Origin of the sequence: Bradyrhizobium sp. 187 (assembly GCF_023101005.1) — a bacterium.
Classification (GTDB): Bacteria; Pseudomonadota; Alphaproteobacteria; order Rhizobiales; family Xanthobacteraceae; genus Bradyrhizobium; species Bradyrhizobium canariense_D.
The window spans coordinates 5282664-5300978 of sequence record NZ_CP064693.1 but is presented as its reverse complement, the minus strand read 5'-3'; the positions used below and the strand labels follow the sequence as shown (position 1 = coordinate 5300978).

Genomic DNA, 18315 nt, shown 5'->3' with positions numbered 1-18315 from the left:
GATCCTCCCTCAACGCGACGTGCGGCTTAGTTCGCCGCCTTGCAGTCCTTGGCGTAGCGGTCGCCGTAATTCTCGAAGACTTTCTGGACGATCTCGGTCTGGAACTTGCCGTCCGCGCGCTTGGCGACCTTGGTCAGGTAGAAATCCTGGATCGGATAACCATTGGTGTTGAACTTGAAGGTGCCGCGCAGCGAGGTGAAGTCGGCCTTTTTCAGAGCGGCCGCGACCGCATCCTTGTTCGAGAGATCGCCCTTCACGGCCTTGACGGCGCTGTCGATCAGCATCGCGGCATCATACGCCTGGAAGGCGTAGGTGCCGGGCACGCCGTTATAGGCGGCCTCGTAGGCGGCAACGAACTTCTTGTTCTGGGGATTGTCGAGATTGGGCGCCCAGTTCGCGCCGCCGAACATGCCGACCGCAGCGTCCTGTTGCGCCGGCAAGGTCGATTCATCCACCGTGAAAGCCGAGAGCACCGGAATGCTGTCGGCGAGGCCAGCCTGTTTGTATTGCTTCACGAGATTGACCCCGAGGCCGCCGGGCATGAACGTGAAGAGAGCATCCGGTTTCTGCGATGAAATCTTGGAAAGCTCCGGCTGGAAGTCCAGCGTGTTGAGCGGCATGTAGGATTCCTCGACGATCTCACCCTTGTAGTCGAGCTTGAAGCCGGCGACCGAGTCCTTGCCGGCCTGATAATTCGGCACCATCAGATACATGCGCTTGTAGCCGCGATCCTGCGCGACCTTGCCGAGGATTTCGTGCACCTGATCGTTCTGGTACGAGGTCACGTAGAAGAACGGGTTGCAATCCTTGCCGGCAAAAGTGGATGGGCCGGCATTGGGGCTGATCAGGAAGGTTTTCGATTCGGTCACCGGCCGGTGGATCGCCTGAAGGATGTTGGAGAAGATCGGGCCGACCACGAAGTCGACCTTGTCGCGCTCCAGCAGACCCTTGACCTTGGTGACCGCAGCGTCCGGCTTCAATTCGTCGTCGACCACGACGACCTCGAGTTCGCGACCGCCCATCTTGCCGCCGAGATCCTTGACCCCGAGCGCAAAGCCGTCGCGAACCTGTTGGCCGAGTGCAGCGGCGGGTCCCGACAGGGTCACGATCACACCCAGCTTGATTTTTTCCTGGGCGAGGGAAGGGCTCACCGCGGTGCCAAGCAGCAAGGCGGCCGCGGCCAACGTCATTTGCGTCTTCATGATCTGTCCCCCGTGATAACAGGACTTGCGCTGCAAGCCGCTACTTCAATCCAAGTTTATGCCGATGATTGCTGCCGCGGCAAGCGAGCTCAAAGCATCGTCATCCGGCGGGCAGCGGCGCATGCAAGTGGCGCGCCAATTATTTGAAGCCTAAAGAAATCGGCATGCGGTTGATTGTTGCGGCTTTACGCTTGCAGCCGGCGTCGATTTATTTGAAGCTCAAAACGTGGGGGATCCGTGCCGGGCGCCAATGCCGGCCGTGAGTGACTGCATCAACATGCTCGATTCCGAGACCAAGGCCGTCGAAACTCCGGAGGATCACGCCGAAGAGCTTCGGCTGTGGCTGCGCCTCTTGACCTGCACGACCCTGATCGAGGGCGAGGTTCGTGGCCGGTTGCGGCAGCGCTTCGACGTCACATTGCCCCGTTTCGACCTGATGGCGCAGCTCGACAAGGCACCCGACGGCATGACGCTGTCCGACGTCTCCAAGCGCATGATGGTCTCGAACGGCAACGTCACCGGTCTGGTCGAGCGCCTCGTGGAATCCGGTCATCTCGACCGCCGCACGTCGGAGACGGACCGCCGCGTCCAGGTGATCCGGCTGACTAAACTCGGTCGCGCCGAGTTTCGCAGAATGGCCGCGGAACACGAAACTTGGATCGCCGATCTCTTCGCCGATCTGACGCCGAAGGATGTGCGCGAATTGATGCGGCTGCTCGCCAAGACCAAGGCATCGGCGCAGAAATCGGCCGCTCGCCGCCGGATTTAGGTCCGCGGCTGAGGCACCCACCAATCCCGTTTGCCGCCGGAAAAAGCACGGGATGCCCAAAATCCGCTATTGCGCGAAATTGCTTTAAGCCTAAAATGTTTCCGAGTGCTGCCGGGTGCTTTCCATGCTGAAAGGAGCGTGCGATGGCCAACGCCGCCAAGGTTCAAATCTCGGGCTCGCATGGCGACAATGCCGCGACAGCCCATGTCGATGCGTTCGCGCGGCAGCATCTTCCGCCACGCGAGCTCTGGCCGGAATTCATCTTCACACGACCGGAACTGCAATATCCGCCCCGCCTGAACTGCGTCAGCTATTTCCTAGACCGCTGGGTCGAGCAGGGACATGGCGACGCTGCCTGCGTGATCAGCCCCGCCGTCAGCTACACCTATCGTGAGCTGCAAACCTTCGTGAACCGCATCGCCAATGTGCTGGTCGGCAAGCTTGGTCTCGTCACCGGCGGGCGCGTGCTGCTTCGCTCGGCCAACAATCCGATGATGGTCGCGACCTATCTGGCGGTGATCAAGGCTGGAGGCATTGTCGTGGCGACGATGCCGCTGTTGCGCGCCAAGGAGCTGTCCTATCCGATCCAGAAGGCGGAGATCACACTCGCGCTCTGCGATGGCAAGCTCGCCGAGGAAATGGAGAAAGCGAAAGCCGCAGCCCCCAGCCTCAAGCGCGTGGTCTATTGGGGCACCGGCAGCGGCGACTCGCTCGAGGCGCTGATGGGGGATGCAAGTCCGGAGTTCAAAGCTGTCGATACTGCATCCGACGACGTCTGCCTGATCGCTTTCACGTCGGGCACGACCGGCGATCCCAAGGGCACCATGCATTTCCACCGTGACATGCTGGCGGTCTGCGATGGTTATGCGCGCAACATCTTGCGGGCGGAGCAGACGGATCGCTTCGTCGGCTCGGCACCGCTCGCCTTCACGTTTGGCTTCGGCGGCGTGCTGTTTCCGATGCACATCGGCGCCTCCTTCGTTGTTCTGGAGAAGACGGCGCCCGACGACATTCTGAATGCGATCGAGCAGTACAAGACCACGGTCTGCTTCACCGCGCCGACCGCGTACCGGGCGATGATTGGCAAGCTTCCGGGCCGCGATATTTCCTCGCTTCGCAAATGCGTGTCCGCCGGCGAGACGCTGCCCAAGCCGACATTCGATGCCTGGCTGAAGGCGACCGGGATCAAGCTGATGGACGGCATCGGCTCGACCGAGCTGCTGCACATCTTCATCAGCGCGACCGAAGACGAGATCCGCCCCGGTGCGACGGGCAAGCCGGTGCCGGGGTATGATGCGAAGATCGTCGACGATTCCGGCAATGATTTGCCGCCGGGCACGATGGGACGGCTCGCGGTCCGCGGGCCGACCGGATGCCGCTATCTCGCCGACGAGCGGCAGCGCAAATACGTCCAGAACGGCTGGAACATCACGGGCGACACCTATCTGATGGATAGCGACGGCTATTTTTGGTATCAGTCGCGCTCGGACGACATGATCGTGTCGGCCGGCTACAACATCGCAGGCACGGACGTCGAGGCGGCGCTGCTCACGCATCCCTCGGTCGTCGAATGCGGGGTCGTCGGCGCGCCAGACGAGGCGCGCGGCATGATCGTTAAGGCCTATGTCGTTGCCGCGCCGGGCGTAACGCCGGATGCCGAGCTCGTGGCTGCGTTGCAGGAGCATGTCAAACGCGAGATCGCGCCCTACAAATATCCGCGCGCGATCGAGTTCGTGACGCAACTACCGAAGACCGAGACCGGCAAACTAAAGCGCTTTGCCCTGCGGCAACTGGCGCAGACCGCGGTGCCGTCCTCCGGCGTCGCGGCGGAATGAGAAGGATAGAGAATTGTCAGTGACCACGCCGAAAGGCCCGCACCTCGCGGTGCTGCCGACAACAGCCGAGGATAAAACCCGCTCCAGGGCGCAGGTGCTCCAGCCGTCCGGTTGGCCGGTACCGAAAGGCTATGCCAACGGCATGGCCGCCGAGGGACGCATCGTCGTCACTGGCGGCGTCATCGGCTGGGATGACGAGGAGCGTCTCGCGGAGGGTTTTGTCGCGCAGGTGCGCCAAACCCTAGGCAACATCGCCGCGATCCTTGCGGAGGCCGGCGCGCAGCCCGAGCATCTGGTGCGCCTGACCTGGTACGTCGTCGACATGGACGAGTACCTGACGAACCTGAAAGAGCTCGGCAAGGCCTACCGCGCGATCTTCGGCGCGCACTACCCGGCGATGGCGCTGGTTCAGGTCGTCCGGCTCGTCGAGAAGGCGGCGCGCGTCGAAATCGAAGCCACCGCCGTCATTCCGCGCTGAGCCGACGGCTGGCCCAGCTCGTCTTTTTTAGGTTCGCCTTGGCGAGATCACCTAGTCCTCAGGCTCCGCATCCGGCGCAAGATCGGCGGAGCGGAACGGCTTGGCCTTGTCGAGTTTCCGGTAGGCGCGCGAGGCGGTCCGCAACAGTTTCTTTTCGCGCTTGCGGTTGAGGAAGCGAATGCCCGCCTCGGGAACGGCCTCGTTCAATGACGCCGCCAAGGTTTGCCCTCGCGCATCGTCATTCAATCGCCCGAGGGACTTTTGCGCCTTGCGCAATTGCTTGAGGATCGACTGTTGCTTTGTCAGCGACTCGTCTACGAACAGGTCCTCGAGCGACTCGATCGAATAGGTCAGCCGTTTGTTGAGAAGCCGCAGCTTGTGCCGTTTCTCGACGTCGAGCTCGCGCAATTTTCGCGCTTTCTTGAGCAGCGTCTTTTCCCATTCCGTGAGTTTCGCTGTTGCGTGGTCGGCGAGCGTGCAGCGGCGTAGCCTGATAGCTTCCTTGCTGCGCCGGGTCGACCAGGGGCCGCTCTCGATCCAGGCTGACGTCTGCGCGACGAGATGGCGATACCGCGCGGATTGCAGCGCGCGCGCCAACTGGCGATGGCTCTCGGCGCGCTTCTCGTCCCAGTGCTGGAGCTCGGCAATCACGGTCAACTCGCCGCCACTTTCGGCGATGACCCGCTCGATCGCCACGTCGAGGTCCCGCACCATGCCGAGCTGGCTGTTCAGCCATTTCAGTTCGGTCCAGACCTCCGGCCGAAGGGCGTCGTCGACCATCGGCGAGAAGAAGCGGATGGCGGTGCGCAGATGCGTCAGTGCAATCCGGATCTGGTGCAGTGCCTCGGGATCGCCGCGGCAGGTGCCGTCATGCTGGGCGCGAACGGCGGCGAGGTGACGGCGGGCGATGATCCGGAACGCCGTGTCGCAGACCATGCCGGGGCTGAGGCGGCCGGGCAGGGCATTGCGCCTCGCCGCAGGCTTGACGCGCGCGGCCGTCGAACTCGTGCTGGGTCGCGCCATTTGCAGATTGCCTTACTTGCTCTCGGCGATCGCGTCCCGGCAGTTCTGGAGCGTCTGGTCTTGCGTCCCGGATGCATCGATGGTCGCCCAACCGACATGGCCGATATTATAGTGCTCTTGCAACGCGGCAACCTCTTGCGTGGCGTCGGATGCGTCGCCCCGGCGGCCCCCGATCCGCGCCTGCCGGGTCGCGAGGTCTGCAATCAGAAATAGGCCGCTCAGCGGCACGTTGCGCTCGCGCGCCAGTGCGGCAACCGCGTCTCGTTCGTCCTCACGGGCGAACACGCCGTCGATGATCGCTGAATGGCCTTGCGCCAGCACCCGCCCGGCGTGCTGAGCCAACGTGTCGTAAACGCGGGCCGTGACCTCGGGTGTGTATGCGGATGCCGACAGCCGGTCCGTTTCCTCGACCCCTAACATCTGCTTGCGGACGAGGTCGCTGCGCAGCACGACGGCCCCCGGCTGCGGCGTAACGTCCGGCGCGAGCGCGCGTGCCAAAATCGTCTTTCCGGTGCCTGACAATCCGCCGATTGCAATCAGCCGGGGAGCGGGCGGCTGGATCAGCGCGCGGGCGAGGCCAAAATAGCGTCGTGCCTGGTCGAGAATACTGGGATCATCGGAATGCGGCGGCTTCAGCCGTGCCAGCGCGACCTGGGCGCGGATCGCCGCCCGGATGGACATGAACAGCGGCAGTGCGGAGAGCGCGTCGAGATTTTCGACCGGAGTCGCGGCGAGATAGCAGTTCAGCACGATATTGGCCGCGCGTGGCTGATCGTGGTGCAACAGGTCCATCAATCCGAATGCGAGATCGTAGAGCACGTCGGTGGTTGCGATCCGGGCGTCGAACTCGATGGCATCGAACAGCACCGGCCGCTCGTCGATCGACACGATGTTCGCAAGATGCAGGTCGCCATGGCAGCGGCGCACGAAGCCTTGACGGCCGCGCTCTTCGAGCAAAGGCCGGAGGCGGAGGAATATTGCTTGCGAGTCTCTGCCGAGTTCTGCGATCTCTTCGGCTTCGAAATGATTGCCGGTCCGCAGGCCATTGCTGTTGCCATCGATCAGGCCGGGGATGGAGGAAACCCATGCGTAGCCGTCGGCGCGAACAGCCTGCGCATGCGAAGCCGCGATCGCGTTGGCGACAGCCGAGGCAAAAGTGTCATCCAGCGCTCCGGCCTTGGCCAGATGATCCAGCGTCCGGTTTTCGTCGAAGCGCAACATGTCGACCGCATACTCGATCGGCCGGCCGCTTCCGTCGACCTTCACCGATCCATCGGGCTCTTCCGTGATCGCCACGACGCGGTGATAGATCTGCGGCGCCAGCGGCCGGTTGATCCTGATCTCCTCCTCACACGCCGCCTTGCGCTTCTCGAGCGTTGAGTAATCGAGGAATGGAAACTGCACGGCGCGCTTGATTTTCAGGGCGCGTCTGCCTTCGAGAAAGACCGAAGCTGCGTGCGTATCGATCCGCCTCACGTTCGGATGACCCGCGGAATTGGTGAGCGCCGCAAAGATCCGGTCCAGGGTCGCAGAATCGTTTGTCATTCCAGCTGGTACATCCAGATGCGTCGGAAGGCGGCCCGCCCCGCGATCAGGGTAATCCATAGAAGCAGATCGCGGCCAGTCCTTGACTTCGGTCAACGCCTGTCTCCTTCCGGCCAGTCGAAGTTCCCGGGCTTGACGAGGATCAAGCGTCCCGACCAAGGCCAGCCTATTCTGGCGCCTGAGGAGAATCCCGATGCCCATCAAGGACGTCTTTCTGCCGCTCGTCGGCCAGCCACGCGGCCCGGCCCTTGCTGCGATCGAGAAATGCGTGGCCGTTGCCGCCGACCTCGGCGCCAGGATCACCGCGCTGGCACTCGAGGAGGATGTCTTCGTGCGGCCGAAGGTGATGCTCCCCGATGCGGCCGAGGCAAACGGGTCGGTTGGCGCGGGCGACAGTCAGCACCTCCTGGATGCGTTCACCCGTGCAACCTCCCGCACCGGCATTCGCGCTCAAAGCCGGTCGGCCAAGGTGCCGGCAGACCAGATCGCGTCAGTCCTGGCCGAGCACGGACGCTTCAGCGATCTCACGCTGCTCCGCGTGACGCCACACGACAGCCGAACCGAGCACATCATCGAGACGCTCCTGTTCGAATCCGGGCGGCCAGTGCTGCTTTGCCCGGAGCAGCATGTGGACGAACTGCGACCGGAATTCGAGAACGTCATGATCGCCTGGGATCACTCGGCGCGTGCGGCGCGGGCGGTCGGCGATGCGCTGCCTATCCTTCAGGCAGCAGCCCTGGTCCGCGTGGTGACCGTGGCGGACGACAAGTCCGACGCGATCGTGCAATCCGGCACGGCTCTCGTCGACCATTTGAGGGAACACGGGGTCTACGCCTCGTTCGAAACCGCGAAGGGCAACGGCAGCTCGATTGGCAAGGTGCTCGGAAGCTGGGCGAATTCCCATGCCATCGATGCGATCGTGATGGGCGCCTACCATCATTCGCGCCTGAACGAGATCGTTTGGGGTGGTGTGACAAAGACCGTCATTGGCGAACCACCGTGCTGGGTTATGCTCTCGTACTAGGCGGATCCCCAGTTTATCGGCCTGATCGTCAACCATCGGAACCGCCACCGACCGGGCGCATTTGCTTTCATGTCAATCTATCGTCTGAAGAACCTGCTGTCGCCGCGTTCGGTTGCGCTCGTCGGTGCGAGCGCCCGCCCGGTCTCCGTTGGACGCGCCGTTCTGGAGAACATCCGTAAGGCCGGATTCACGGGACAGTTCGGCCTCGTCAATCCGCGCCATGCCGAGATCGGCGGCGTCGCGGCGGTGGACAGCCTCGATCAATTGCCGTTCTTGCCCGAGCTTGTGATCATCACCGCGCCGGCGCGCGCGGTTCCCGGCATTGTCGATCAAGCCGGGCGGCGCGGCTCGGCGGGTGCCCTGATTGTCTCGGCCGGGCTCGGCCACGGACCGGGGTCCCTGCACGAGGCCGCCATCACTGCGGCCCGCAAATACGGCATGCGGCTGATCGGGCCGAACTGCTTGGGCATCATGATGCCCGGCGTGAGCCTCAACGCGAGTTTTGCCGCGCACATGCCGGGGCCCGGGAATCTCGCGCTGATCTCGCAATCGGGGGCGATCGCGGCCGGCATGGTCGATTGGGCCGCGCAGCGCGGCGTCGGCTTCTCCGGCATCGTCTCGATCGGCGATCAGATCGACGTCGATCTCGCCGATCTGCTCGACTATTTCGCGATGGATCACAAGACCCGTGCGATTCTGCTCTACATCGAAGCCATCAAGGACGCGCGCAAGTTCATGTCGGCCGCGCGCGCCGCGGCGCGCGTGAAGCCGGTCGTCGTGGTGAAGTCCGGCCGAATGGCGCAGGGCGCGAAAGCGGCCGCCACCCATACCGGTGCGCTCGCGGGCGCCGACGCCGTCTATGACGCGGCGTTCCGCCGCGCGGGCGTCCTGCGGGTCTCCGATCTGCGCGAGCTGTTCGATTGCGCCGAGACGCTCGGCCGCGTCGAGTCGCCGGCGGGAAAGCGCCTCGCCATCCTGACCAATGGCGGCGGCATCGGTGTCCTCGCTATCGACCGGTTGGTCGAGCTCGGCGGCATTCCGGCGACCATCTCGGCGGATGCCCGCAAGAAGCTCGATGACGTGCTGCCGCCGACCTGGTCCGGCGCAAATCCCGTCGACATCGTGGGCGACGCCGATGCGTCGCGCTATGCGGCAGCGCTTGAGGTGTTGCTTGCCGATCCCGACAATGATGCGGTCCTCGTCCTCAATGTGCAGACGGCCATTGCCTCGGCTGCGGACATCGCCACGGCCGTGACGGAGCTCGTCGGCAAGTACCGCGAGCAGCACCGCAGTTGGGCGAAGCCCGTGCTGGCCGCTTGGGTCGGAGCCGACCAGGACATCGTTCAGGCACTCTCTGGCGCGGGCATTCCGAACTATCCGACCGAGGATGATGCGGTGCGCGGATTCATGCACCTGGTCCGGCACCGCGAAGTGGTGGAGGAATTGAGCCAGGTTCCGCCCGCAATGCCCGAGACTTTCGTGCCGGACGCACGTGCTGCGAAGCAGATCGTAGCTGCTGCCATCGCAGACGGCCGCCAATGGCTCGAACCGGTCGAGATCAAGCACCTGCTCGAAGCCTACGATATCGCGATGGTGCCCACATACGCCGCGGCGGATGTCGAGCAGGCGGTGGCCTACGCGAAAGAAATCTTCGCGCAAGGCGCCACCGTCGTGCTGAAAATCATGTCGCGCGACATCGTTCACAAATCCGATGTCGGCGGCGTCGTGCTCAATCTGACGACGGTCGAGGCGGTGCGCGCCGCCGCTACCGATATTCTCGCCCGGGCGCGCAAGCTGCGCCCGCAAGCCCGCATCGAGGGGGTCATCCTGCAGGCGATGGTCGTGAAGGCGAAGGCGCGCGAGTTGATTCTGGGCCTCGCCGACGATCCGACCTTCGGGACCGTCGTGGTGTTCGGCCGCGGCGGGACCGCGGTCGAGATCATCAACGACAAGGCGCTTGCGCTGCCGCCGCTCGATCTGCAACTGGCCCGCGACCTGATCGACCGCACGCGCGTGTCCCGGCTGCTTCGCGCTTACCGGGACGTGCCGGCGGTGAAGCCCGACGCCGTCGCCATGGTCCTAGTCAAGCTGGCGCAGATGGCCGCCGACATTCCCGAGATCCGCGAATTCGACGTCAATCCGCTGCTGGCGGATGAAACCGGCGTGACTGCGGTCGACGCTCGCGTCGCGGTCGGGCCGCCGCAACGGAAGTTTGCCGGCTCCGGCGCCGCCAACTTCGCCGTTCGGGCCTATCCGTCGCAATGGGAGCGCCGCCTCAAGCTCAAGGAGGGCTGGCGGATCTTCGCGCGGCCCCTGCGTCCGGAGGACGAGCCGACCATCCACGCATTCCTGCGTCATGTCACGGCGCACGACCTTCGTCTGCGTTTCTTCGCGCCGATGAAGGAGTTCACCCACGAGTTCATCGCGCGCCTGACCCAGCTCGACTATGCGCGCGCGATGGCCTTTATCGCATTCGACGAGGCGACCGGTGAGATGGTCGGCGTGGTCCGACTCCATTCGGACTCGATCTACGAGAGCGGTGAATATGCGATCCTGCTGCGGTCCGACCTCAAGGGCAAGGGTCTGGGATGGGCCCTGATGCAGCTGATCATCGACTACGCGAGATCGGAGGGCCTCAAAGCGATCTCGGGTGATGTTCTCAGGGAGAACACCACCATGCTGGAGATGTGTCGCCAGCTCGGCTTCGATGTGAAGCCGGATCCGACCGAGCCGGATATATGCGATGTCAGGCTGAAGCTCTGAGCGCGCCGCTACAGCTGGCCTTGAGACAGGTCAAGCCGGCCGCCCCATGCTGGCCTAGAACTGCCGGCTGAACGGGACCCGGTTGTCCCGATGAGGTGGAAGCGTGAACTCCGAACCGCTGTTGCTGGCGAGGCCCTCCGGCGAAGAGCTGAAATTGTGCCCGGAAGGGCCGTGGATTGCCGCGAACGTGTCGCTGCTGGAGACGTTGTCCCGGTCGGTCGGGGCGGATGTCGATCGATCCAGAGCCGTGACGCTGGACATGTCGGGCGTCAGCGCGCTTGACACGCTCGGCGCCTGGGTCCTGGAAAAGCTGTCGCGCAGGGCTTCATCATCCGGTCAAGCGGCCGAGTTTATCGGTGTCGCCGACCATTTCAGTGGCCTGATGGACGAGGTGCGTCAGGTCAACCGCCAAACGCCGCTGCCGGCGCCTGCACCCAACCCTGTTCTGCTCAGGCTGAACGATCTCGGCAAGTCCACGGTCGGCGCGCGCGAAGACATCACGATCTTTCTTCAAATGCTGGGCGCGCTGTTCATGGCCCTGATCGGCGTGCTGCGCCGGCCGCGCTCGCTGCGACTGACATCGCTGATCTATCAGCTCTACCGCATCGGCTGGCAGGCCATCCCCATCGTCGTGCTGATCACCTTCCTGATCGGCGCTATCATCGCCCAGCAGGGATTTTTCCATTTCCGCAGGTTCGGCGCGGAGTCCTACACCGTCGACATGGTCGGCATCCTGGTGCTGCGCGAGCTCGGCGTGCTGATCGTCGCCATCATGGTCGCCGGCCGCTCGGGAAGCGCCTACACCGCCGAGCTCGGCTCGATGAAGATGCGCGAGGAGATCGATGCGCTTTCGACCATGGGCCTCGATCCCGTCCACGTCCTGATCCTGCCGCGGGTTGCGGCCCTGGTGATTGCGCTGCCGATCCTTGCTTTCATCGGATCGATTGCCGCACTCTATGGCGGCGGCCTAGTCGCGCAGTTCTACGGCGGCATGGCGCCGGCGATCTACATCGCGCGGCTGCACGAGGCGATCTCGGTCACCCATTTCGAGGTGGGCATCCTGAAGGCGCCGTTCATGGCGCTGGTGATCGGAGTAGTCGCCTGCAGCGAGGGCTTGCGCGTGAAGGGCAGCGCCGAATCGCTGGGACGACAGACCACGACGTCGGTGGTCAAGTCGATCTTCCTGGTGATCGTGCTCGACGGCCTGTTCGCGATCTTCTTCGCCTCGATCGGAATGTGATCATGGGCGAATCGCAAGAGCAGTTCGCGATCAGCGTCCGCGACCTCGTGGTCGGCTTCGGTCGGCAGACCGTGCTCGATCATCTGTCGCTCGACGTGCGCCGGGGTGAGATCCTCGGGCTCGTGGGGGCGTCCGGTGGCGGCAAGTCGGTGCTGATGCGAACCATCATCGGCCTCATCTCGCGCCAAGGCGGGACCATCGAGGTTACGGGACGGCCAATCGGCGGCCGCACCGAAGGCGCGGCCACGACCTGGGGCATCCTGTTCCAGCAGGGCGCGCTGTTCTCCTCGCTGACGGTCCGGCAGAACATCCAGTTTCCGCTCCGTGAAAATCTCGTCCTGTCGCAGGAGCTGATGGACGAGATCGCGATCGCCAAGCTCGAAATGGTCGGGCTGCGGCCCCAGGATGCCGATAAATATCCGGCGGAGCTATCCGGCGGCATGACCAAGCGCGTGGCGCTGGCGCGCGCGCTCGCGCTCGATCCGCCGATCCTGTTCCTGGACGAGCCGACCTCAGGCCTCGATCCGATCGCGGCGGGCGATTTCGATGCGCTGATCGGGACGCTGCAAAAGACCCTCGGCCTCACCGTGTTCATGGTTACCCATGATCTGGCGAGCCTGACCACGGTCTGCGACCGCGTCGCCGCTCTCGCTGACGGCAAGATCGTGGCGATCGGTCCGATGCGCGAGCTGCTGCAATCCGAGCATCCCTGGGTGCGCGCCTATTTCCACGGTAAGCGCTCGCAGATGCTGCAACACGAGATGAGATGAGACATGGAAACCCGCGCTCCCTACGTGCTGATCGGCAGTTTTGTCCTGGCCGCGATCCTCGCGGTGTTCGGCTTCGTCTATTGGCTGAACAACACCGGCGGGATCGGGCCGCGCACCAGCTATCACGTGCAATTCCAGGGCCCGGTGCCCGGTCTTCTGGTCGGCGCCGGCGTGCTGTTCAACGGCATCCGCGTCGGCGAGGTCACCCAGCTCGGGCTTGCGCCGGATAATCCACGTTTCGTCAATGCGACGATCTCGGTTGCTTCAACCACGCCGGTGCGTGCCGACAGCAGGGTCGGGCTCGATTTCCAGGGGCTGACTGGCGTGCCGGTGGTGACGCTGGAGGGAGGCGTCATCGTCACTAAATCCGGCGAGCCCCCGACCTTGATTGCCGAGGCCGGTGCGGGCCAGAGCATGACGCAGGCCGCGCGCGATGCACTGCGGCGGGTCGACACCGTGCTGGAGGACAATTCGGGCCCGCTGAAGGACACCATCGCCAATCTCAAGACCTTCTCCGACGGGCTTGCGCGCAACACCGGCAAGATCGACGGCATTTTGGCGGGCCTGGAGAAGATGACCGGCGGCGGAACGCCGGCGCAGAAAGTCACCTATGATCTGCGCACGCCGCAGAACCTCGGTCCGGCCGGCAAGACGCTCTCGGCGTCACTGGCCATCCCCGAGCCGACAGCGGTCGCCATGCTCCAGACCCAGCGCATGCTGTTCGCGCCGCGCGGCGATAATCCGGGCTTTGCGGACTTCCTCTGGGCCGACAGCATTCCCAAGCTGATACAGGCGCGTCTGATCGACAGTTTCGAGAACTACGACATCGCCCACGCGCCGTTGCGCACGGCCGATCTCGGGCAGGCGGACTATCAGCTGCTGATCGACATCAGGCGCTTCCGCATTGCCACCGAGGGGGAGACGTGGGTCGAGATCGGGCTGTCGGCGCGGATCGTCGACAAGAACGGCAAGGTGATCGCCTCGCGTCTCGTCGAGACCAGCGAAAAACTCGACAAGATTGTGCCGGCCATGGCGGTCGCAGCGTTCGATACGGCCTTCACGCGCATCGCGAAGGAGCTGATCGGCTGGACGGTGCAGGCGGTGTGACGCCGGCTATTTCAGGGTCTTGAGGTAGGACAGGAGATCGTGGATCTGGTCCGGACTGAGCTCGAAGGCCGGCATGTCGGCGTGGCCGGTGTTGATGCCCTCAGCCAGCGCCTCCCCAAGGCTTTCGATGGGATAGCGCTGGTGCAGGGCCCGCAGCGGCGGTGCGATCTTGAGCGGACTGTTCGACGCACGGTCGATCGCGTGGCAGCGCGCGCAATGGGCTCGCGCAAAGGCCTTGCCGCGTTGTTCGGCGGTCGGGGCAGCCAGGACAGGCGTCATCAGAAGCAACCCGATCAACCCGTGACGCAGCATTCCTTGCAGCATGTAAAGTGACCCCGTTTAAGTCTGGGAGAAGAATAGGGCGGGGATTCCCTCCAAAATTGATCTGGGTCAACCGGCTTTGGCGCACTGCAGTAAAATGCAGCTGCGCGGCGGGATGGGCCTGATGGGCAGCCGGCGCTTGGAGCGGTCGATGAAGCCCGTAGTCACGATTGAGCCGAACTGGCAGCTCTGCAGCGATTGCGCCGTCCGCGCATCAGCGGTCTGTTCGTCTTTGGATGCGGCCGAGCTTCGGGAATTCGAGCATCTCGGTCGGCGCGTCCATTTTTCCTCAGGCGAGACTGTGTTCTCCGAGGAGGACATCACGACCTCGTTCTACAATCTCCTCGAGGGCGTCATGCGGCTGTACAAGCTGCTGCCCGACGGCCGCCGGCAGATCGTGGGCTTTGCCTTGCCCGGCGATTTCCTGGGGATGAATATTTCGGGCAGGCACAATTTTTCGGCCGATTCCATCGGCGCGGTGACCGTATGCCAGTTCGCGAAGTCACCCTTCGGCCGTTTCATCGAGGACCGGCCGCATCTCCTCAGGCGGATCAACGAGCTGGCAATTCGCGAGCTGAGCCAGGCCCGGGACCACATAGTCCTGCTCGGCCGCCGTTCGGCGGACGAAAAGGTTGCGGCCTTTCTGCTCGGCTGGCGCGAGCGGCTGGTCTCCCTGAAGCGGGCGTTGGACACGGTTCCGCTTCCAATGAGCCGCCAGGACATCGCCGACTACCTCGGCCTGACCATCGAGACCGTCAGCCGCACCTTCACCAAGCTGGAGCGCCACGGCGTGATCGAGATCATTCATGGCGGGATCAGCCTGCTCGATCCGGCGAAGGTCGAGGCCTTGGCCGCAGCCTGATCCGACGCAGCGCGGCTCGATTTTGATCGGGATCAATGCATTCGGCCGGGTGCCCCGAATAATGCTCAAAACCACAGGGGAGAGCATCATGCCGGCTGACGCGTTGCTTATGAGCACCATTGTCGTGGCAATCTTTGTCACCTTCGCCGGGGCTCTGGTCTGGGCAGACCGGCAAACCAGTGCAGGCCGGCCCGAGTCGGACGTCAAGCGTCGAAGCTTCTGAGATCACCGTCCCATCCTGCGGCGCCCGCGGGGCGGGCTATGCCGTGCGAGTTCGGGACGCTTGGCAGCGCCTCAACGCAAGGTGGCGTGCGCACTTGCAACTCTGCATCGACTGGGACGCATTGGCTCATCCTTCGGCTGCCGGATTCACGCCTGACCGCGGCATTTTCGCCGCGTTTGCCTCAAATAGGGCGCATGCTTTCCGGTTGAAAAACTGGGCTACACTGACTACGCAGGGACCCCAGTGCCTCGCAGTCTTAGGAGCCCAGTGGCGTGCCTCAGGACAAGACCGGCGACGACCCCCGACAAGCGGCGGGGAATAAATTATCGGTCCTGCGCAAGCACCCGATCTTTGCGGATCTGGAGCCGGAGGCGCTGGATCAGCTCTGCCGCTACGCCAAGCACACCACGGTGAAGCGCGGCGCGACGATCGCCGCCAAGGGCGATCCCGGCAACAATCTGTTCGCGGTGATCACAGGGACGGTGAAGATTTCCTCTTCGTCGCCCGACGGCCGCAACGCCATTCTCAATCTGATCGGGCCTGGAGAGATCTTCGGCGAAATCGCGGTGCTCGACGGCGCCCCCAGGTCGGCCGATGCGACCGCCAACACCAATTGCGAGCTCTACATCATCGATCGCCGGGACTTCCTGCCGTTCGTGAAGAGCCAGCCGGCGCTCGCAATGAAATTCATCGAGCTGCTCTGCGCGCGCCTGCGCTGGACCAGCCAGCAGGTCGAGCAGGTGATCCTGCAAAATCTGCCGGGCCGGCTTGCGAGCGCGCTGCTCGGCCTCACCGAAGAGCGCAAGTTCGACTCCGGCAGCGGCACGCTCGCCATCACGCAGCAGGAGATCAGCGAGATGGTGGGGATGACGCGCGAGAGCATCAACAAGCAATTGCGCGCCTGGGCGGGCCGCAACTGGGTTCGCCTCGAGCACGGCGCCATCGTCGTGCTCGACATTAATGCCTTGCGCGAACTCGCGGAGAGCGGGCTCGACAGCTAGCTATCGATGATCGCGACGGCGCGGGTCCAGCCCGCGGAGGCGCGCTCGATCTTCACCGGAAAGCACGAGACCGTGAACCCGGTCGAAGGCAGCTGGTCGAGATTGTGCAGCTTCTCGAGATGACAATAACCGATGTGCCGCCCCGCCTTGTGGCCCTCCCAGATCAGGCCGGCATCTTTCGTTTCGGCATATTTCTTCGCGGTGTGGACGAACGGCGCGTCCCAGCTCCAGCCGTCGGTGCCGGTCAGCCGCACGCCGCGTTCGAGCAGATACATGGTGGCCTCATAGCCCATGCCGCAGCCTGAGCTGACATAATCGGCTTGGCCGAACCTGGCGCCGGCGCCGGTGTTGACGACGACGATCTCCAGCGGCGACAGCGCATGCCCGATCCGCCTCAACTCCTTCTCGACGTCGTCGGCGCTCGCCACGTAGCCGTCGGGCAGATGCCGGAAGTCGAGCTTCACGCCGGGCTGAAAACACCATTCCAGCGGGACCTCGTCGATCGTCCATGACCGCTCGCCGCGATTCATGGTCGGATGGAAGTGCCAGGGCGCATCGGAGATGCGTGCCGTTATGGGTCGACAGCGAGACCTGCTCGACGGCCCAGCCCTGGCCGTCCGGCAGATCCTGTGCCGTGAGGCCGTCGAAGAACTGCAGCATCCGCGGCAGGCCCTGCTGGTGATCGATGTACTGGATCGTCGGGTGATTGCCCGGCGGATCCGCCGTCACGTCGTTTCTGAGCGGCACGGAGATGTCGATCAGCTTCCGCGGCATAGGCATTCCTCGGGATGTCCGTTTTGCTTCGCAGCATCTGAGAGGACCGCACCGGCGGCGTCAAGCAACGCGCATGAACGCTTGCCGCGCCAGACGACATATGATTTCGGAAAAACTGGACGAGGAGCCGGCTGTCTGCCCAAAGCCGGTCTGATCCATCGATGCAACTCTAGCATTGATCGATGCCGGATTTGGCTTGGACAGAGAATGCCGCGCGCCCTAGGGACGACGATGGCGCTTGACTTCACACCGGAAGTGGAGCGACCCAAGGCGGCCCGCAGCATCTGCCCAACGATATAATCACCTCAGGAGGAAGCCCAGATGAAGATACTCACCGGCGTCATCGCAGCCGCTCTGCTGGCGGTCTCAGCCCCCTTGGCGACCGCACGCGATTTCCGTTCCGCCGACATCCATCCCGCCGATTATCCGACCGTCGAGGCCGTCAAGTTCATGGGCAAGCAGCTCGCCGCGGCGAGCGGCGGCAAGCTCGGCGTGAAAGTGTTCCCCAACGGTGCGCTGGGCTCCGAGAAGGACACCATCGAGCAGCTCAAGATCGGCGCCCTCGACATGATGCGGATCAACGCATCGCCCTTGAACAACTTCGTGCCGGAAACCATCGCGTTGTGCCTGCCCTTCATCTTCCGGGACACGCAGCACATGCGCACTGTCCTTGACGGCCCGATCGGCGACGAGATCCTGGCGGCCATGGCGCCCGCAGGCCTGATCGGCCTTGCCTATTACGACAGCGGCGCCCGGTCCATTTACACCGTCAAGGCACCGATCAAGTCGCTCGCGGACGTCAAGGGTCTGAAAATTCGCGTCCAGCAATCCGACCTGTGGGTCGGCATGATCCAGAGCCTCGGGGCCAATCCGACCCCGATGCCCTATGGCGAGGTCTATACCGCTCTCAAGACCGGTCTGGTGGACGCTGCCGAGAACAACTGGCCCTCTTACGAGTCCTCGCGCCACTTCGAGGCCGCCAAGTTCTACAACGTCACCGAGCACTCCCTGGCGCCCGAAGTTCTCGTGATGTCCAAGACGGTCTGGGACACGCTGAGCAAGGAGGACCAGGCGATGGTCCGCAAGGCGGCCAAGGAATCGGTGCCCGTCATGCGCAAGCTCTGGGACGAACGCGAGCAGGCGTCCCGCAAGACGGTCGAAGCGGCCGGCGTTCAAGTCGTGACGATCGCCAACAAGGCGGAGTTCGTCGACGCGATGAAGCCGGTGTACGACAAGTTCGCGGGTGACGAGAAGCTGAAGAGCCTCGTCAAGCGTATCCAGGACACGAAGTAAGGCCATAGCGTCGGTCCGGCGTTGCCGACTGGCGACGGCGGACCGACGCATTGGACGCGCGCAAGGAGACTTGCAAGGAGACTTG

General features: G+C 63.9%; 15 protein-coding genes and 1 pseudogene. 11 read left to right on the top strand and 5 right to left on the bottom strand.

All coding sequences use genetic code 11. The annotated features are described in order from the left end of the window. Nucleotides 1-26: 26 nt before the first annotated feature. Nucleotides 27-1202 (bottom strand): ABC transporter substrate-binding protein, encoded by a 1176-nt coding sequence (locus tag IVB19_RS25575; protein WP_247820032.1) that lies wholly within the window; start codon nucleotides 1200-1202, stop codon nucleotides 27-29. A 250-nt stretch (nucleotides 1203-1452) separates the two neighbouring features. Here IVB19_RS25575 and IVB19_RS25570 point away from each other — a divergent pair, with 250 nt between their 5' ends. The 3 genes from IVB19_RS25570 to IVB19_RS25560 all read left to right on the top strand — a co-directional run bounded on the left by IVB19_RS25570 (nucleotide 1453) and on the right by IVB19_RS25560 (nucleotide 4284). After that, a complete protein-coding gene (locus IVB19_RS25570; RefSeq protein WP_247452889.1) occupies nucleotides 1453-1971 on the top strand; it encodes a MarR family winged helix-turn-helix transcriptional regulator in 519 nt (172 codons plus the stop codon). Nucleotides 1972-2114: 143 nt separating this feature from the next. Next, nucleotides 2115-3806, top strand: coding sequence for a benzoate-CoA ligase family protein (locus tag IVB19_RS25565; protein WP_247820031.1), 1692 nt, complete (start codon nucleotides 2115-2117; stop codon nucleotides 3804-3806). 19 nt (nucleotides 3807-3825) lie between these two features. Next, on the top strand, nucleotides 3826-4284 hold the full coding sequence (locus tag IVB19_RS25560) for a RidA family protein (protein WP_371827135.1): 459 nt from the start codon (nucleotides 3826-3828) through the stop codon (nucleotides 4282-4284). Nucleotides 4285-4335: 51 nt separating this feature from the next. Here IVB19_RS25560 and IVB19_RS25555 read toward each other — a convergent pair whose 3' ends face one another. Continuing rightward, the gene (locus IVB19_RS25555) at nucleotides 4336-5307 is read right to left on the bottom strand and encodes a CHAD domain-containing protein (protein WP_247820030.1); all 972 of its coding nucleotides are present in this window, start codon (nucleotides 5305-5307) and stop codon (nucleotides 4336-4338) included. Between the two features lie 12 nt (nucleotides 5308-5319). Beyond that, complete coding sequence (locus IVB19_RS25550; RefSeq protein ID WP_247820029.1) at nucleotides 5320-6852, bottom strand: bifunctional aminoglycoside phosphotransferase/ATP-binding protein; 1533 nt, start codon at nucleotides 6850-6852, stop codon at nucleotides 5320-5322. Nucleotides 6853-7045: 193 nt separating this feature from the next. Between IVB19_RS25550 and IVB19_RS25545 the strand changes: the two genes are divergently transcribed. From IVB19_RS25545 to IVB19_RS25525, 5 genes are all read left to right on the top strand, one after another. Further along, entirely contained in the window at nucleotides 7046-7876 is an 831-nt protein-coding gene (locus tag IVB19_RS25545; RefSeq protein ID WP_247820028.1) for a universal stress protein, read from the top strand. Nucleotides 7877-7945: 69 nt separating this feature from the next. Then, nucleotides 7946-10639, top strand: coding sequence for a bifunctional acetate--CoA ligase family protein/GNAT family N-acetyltransferase (locus IVB19_RS25540; RefSeq protein ID WP_247820027.1), 2694 nt, complete (start codon nucleotides 7946-7948; stop codon nucleotides 10637-10639). A 103-nt stretch (nucleotides 10640-10742) separates the two neighbouring features. Further along, on the top strand, nucleotides 10743-11879 hold the full coding sequence (locus IVB19_RS25535; protein ID WP_247820026.1) for an ABC transporter permease: 1137 nt from the start codon (nucleotides 10743-10745) through the stop codon (nucleotides 11877-11879). Nucleotides 11880-11881: 2 nt separating this feature from the next. Next, the gene (locus IVB19_RS25530; RefSeq protein ID WP_247820025.1) at nucleotides 11882-12649 is read left to right on the top strand and encodes an ABC transporter ATP-binding protein; all 768 of its coding nucleotides are present in this window, start codon (nucleotides 11882-11884) and stop codon (nucleotides 12647-12649) included. 3 nt (nucleotides 12650-12652) lie between these two features. After that, a complete protein-coding gene (locus IVB19_RS25525) occupies nucleotides 12653-13756 on the top strand; it encodes an ABC-type transport auxiliary lipoprotein family protein (protein ID WP_247820024.1) in 1104 nt (367 codons plus the stop codon). A gap of 6 nt (nucleotides 13757-13762) precedes the next feature. Here the strand turns inward: IVB19_RS25525 and IVB19_RS25520 are convergent, their stop codons facing one another. Then, complete coding sequence (locus IVB19_RS25520) at nucleotides 13763-14080, bottom strand: c-type cytochrome (RefSeq protein WP_247335182.1); 318 nt, start codon at nucleotides 14078-14080, stop codon at nucleotides 13763-13765. Between the two features lie 148 nt (nucleotides 14081-14228). On the opposite strand from IVB19_RS25520, the gene IVB19_RS25515 reads away from it, so the two are divergent. Both IVB19_RS25515 and IVB19_RS25510 read left to right on the top strand, forming a co-directional pair. Continuing rightward, nucleotides 14229-14939, top strand: a complete 711-nt coding sequence (locus IVB19_RS25515) for a helix-turn-helix domain-containing protein (RefSeq protein WP_247820023.1) — start codon at nucleotides 14229-14231, stop codon at nucleotides 14937-14939. 495 nt (nucleotides 14940-15434) lie between these two features. Beyond that, entirely contained in the window at nucleotides 15435-16163 is a 729-nt protein-coding gene (locus tag IVB19_RS25510) for a Crp/Fnr family transcriptional regulator (RefSeq protein ID WP_018454810.1), read from the top strand. On the opposite strand, the pseudogene IVB19_RS25505 reads toward IVB19_RS25510, so the two are convergent. After that, nucleotides 16160-16937, bottom strand: a pseudogene (locus tag IVB19_RS25505) (cyclase family protein). The gene IVB19_RS25510 and the pseudogene IVB19_RS25505 overlap by 4 nt on opposite strands. Before the next feature lie 321 nt (nucleotides 16938-17258). On the opposite strand from IVB19_RS25505, the gene IVB19_RS25500 reads away from it, so the two are divergent. Beyond that, nucleotides 17259-18230: a TRAP transporter substrate-binding protein gene (locus IVB19_RS25500; protein ID WP_085349491.1), complete on the top strand. Its 972-nt coding sequence runs from the start codon at nucleotides 17259-17261 to the stop codon at nucleotides 18228-18230. Nucleotides 18231-18315 lie beyond the last annotated feature (85 nt).

Bases quoted from the DNA above. Each gene is read 5' to 3' on its own strand.
- IVB19_RS25565 (WP_247820031.1), top strand. From the start codon at position 2,115: ATGGCCAACGCCGCCAAGGTTCAAATCTCGGGCTCGCATGGCGACAAT.
- IVB19_RS25500 (WP_085349491.1), top strand. From the start codon at position 17,259: ATGAAGATACTCACCGGCGTCATCGCAGCCGCTCTGCTGGCGGTCTCA.
- IVB19_RS25530 (WP_247820025.1), top strand. From the start codon at position 11,882: ATGGGCGAATCGCAAGAGCAGTTCGCGATCAGCGTCCGCGACCTCGTG.
- IVB19_RS25545 (WP_247820028.1), top strand. From the start codon at position 7,046: ATGCCCATCAAGGACGTCTTTCTGCCGCTCGTCGGCCAGCCACGCGGC.
- IVB19_RS25520 (WP_247335182.1), bottom strand. From the start codon at position 14,080: ATGCTGCAAGGAATGCTGCGTCACGGGTTGATCGGGTTGCTTCTGATG.
- IVB19_RS25550 (WP_247820029.1), bottom strand. From the start codon at position 6,852: ATGACAAACGATTCTGCGACCCTGGACCGGATCTTTGCGGCGCTCACC.
- IVB19_RS25515 (WP_247820023.1), top strand. From the start codon at position 14,229: ATGAAGCCCGTAGTCACGATTGAGCCGAACTGGCAGCTCTGCAGCGAT.
- IVB19_RS25540 (WP_247820027.1), top strand. From the start codon at position 7,946: ATGTCAATCTATCGTCTGAAGAACCTGCTGTCGCCGCGTTCGGTTGCG.
- IVB19_RS25525 (WP_247820024.1), top strand. From the start codon at position 12,653: ATGGAAACCCGCGCTCCCTACGTGCTGATCGGCAGTTTTGTCCTGGCC.
- IVB19_RS25575 (WP_247820032.1), bottom strand. From the start codon at position 1,202: ATGAAGACGCAAATGACGTTGGCCGCGGCCGCCTTGCTGCTTGGCACC.
- IVB19_RS25570 (WP_247452889.1), top strand. From the start codon at position 1,453: ATGCCGGCCGTGAGTGACTGCATCAACATGCTCGATTCCGAGACCAAG.
- IVB19_RS25555 (WP_247820030.1), bottom strand. From the start codon at position 5,307: ATGGCGCGACCCAGCACGAGTTCGACGGCCGCGCGCGTCAAGCCTGCG.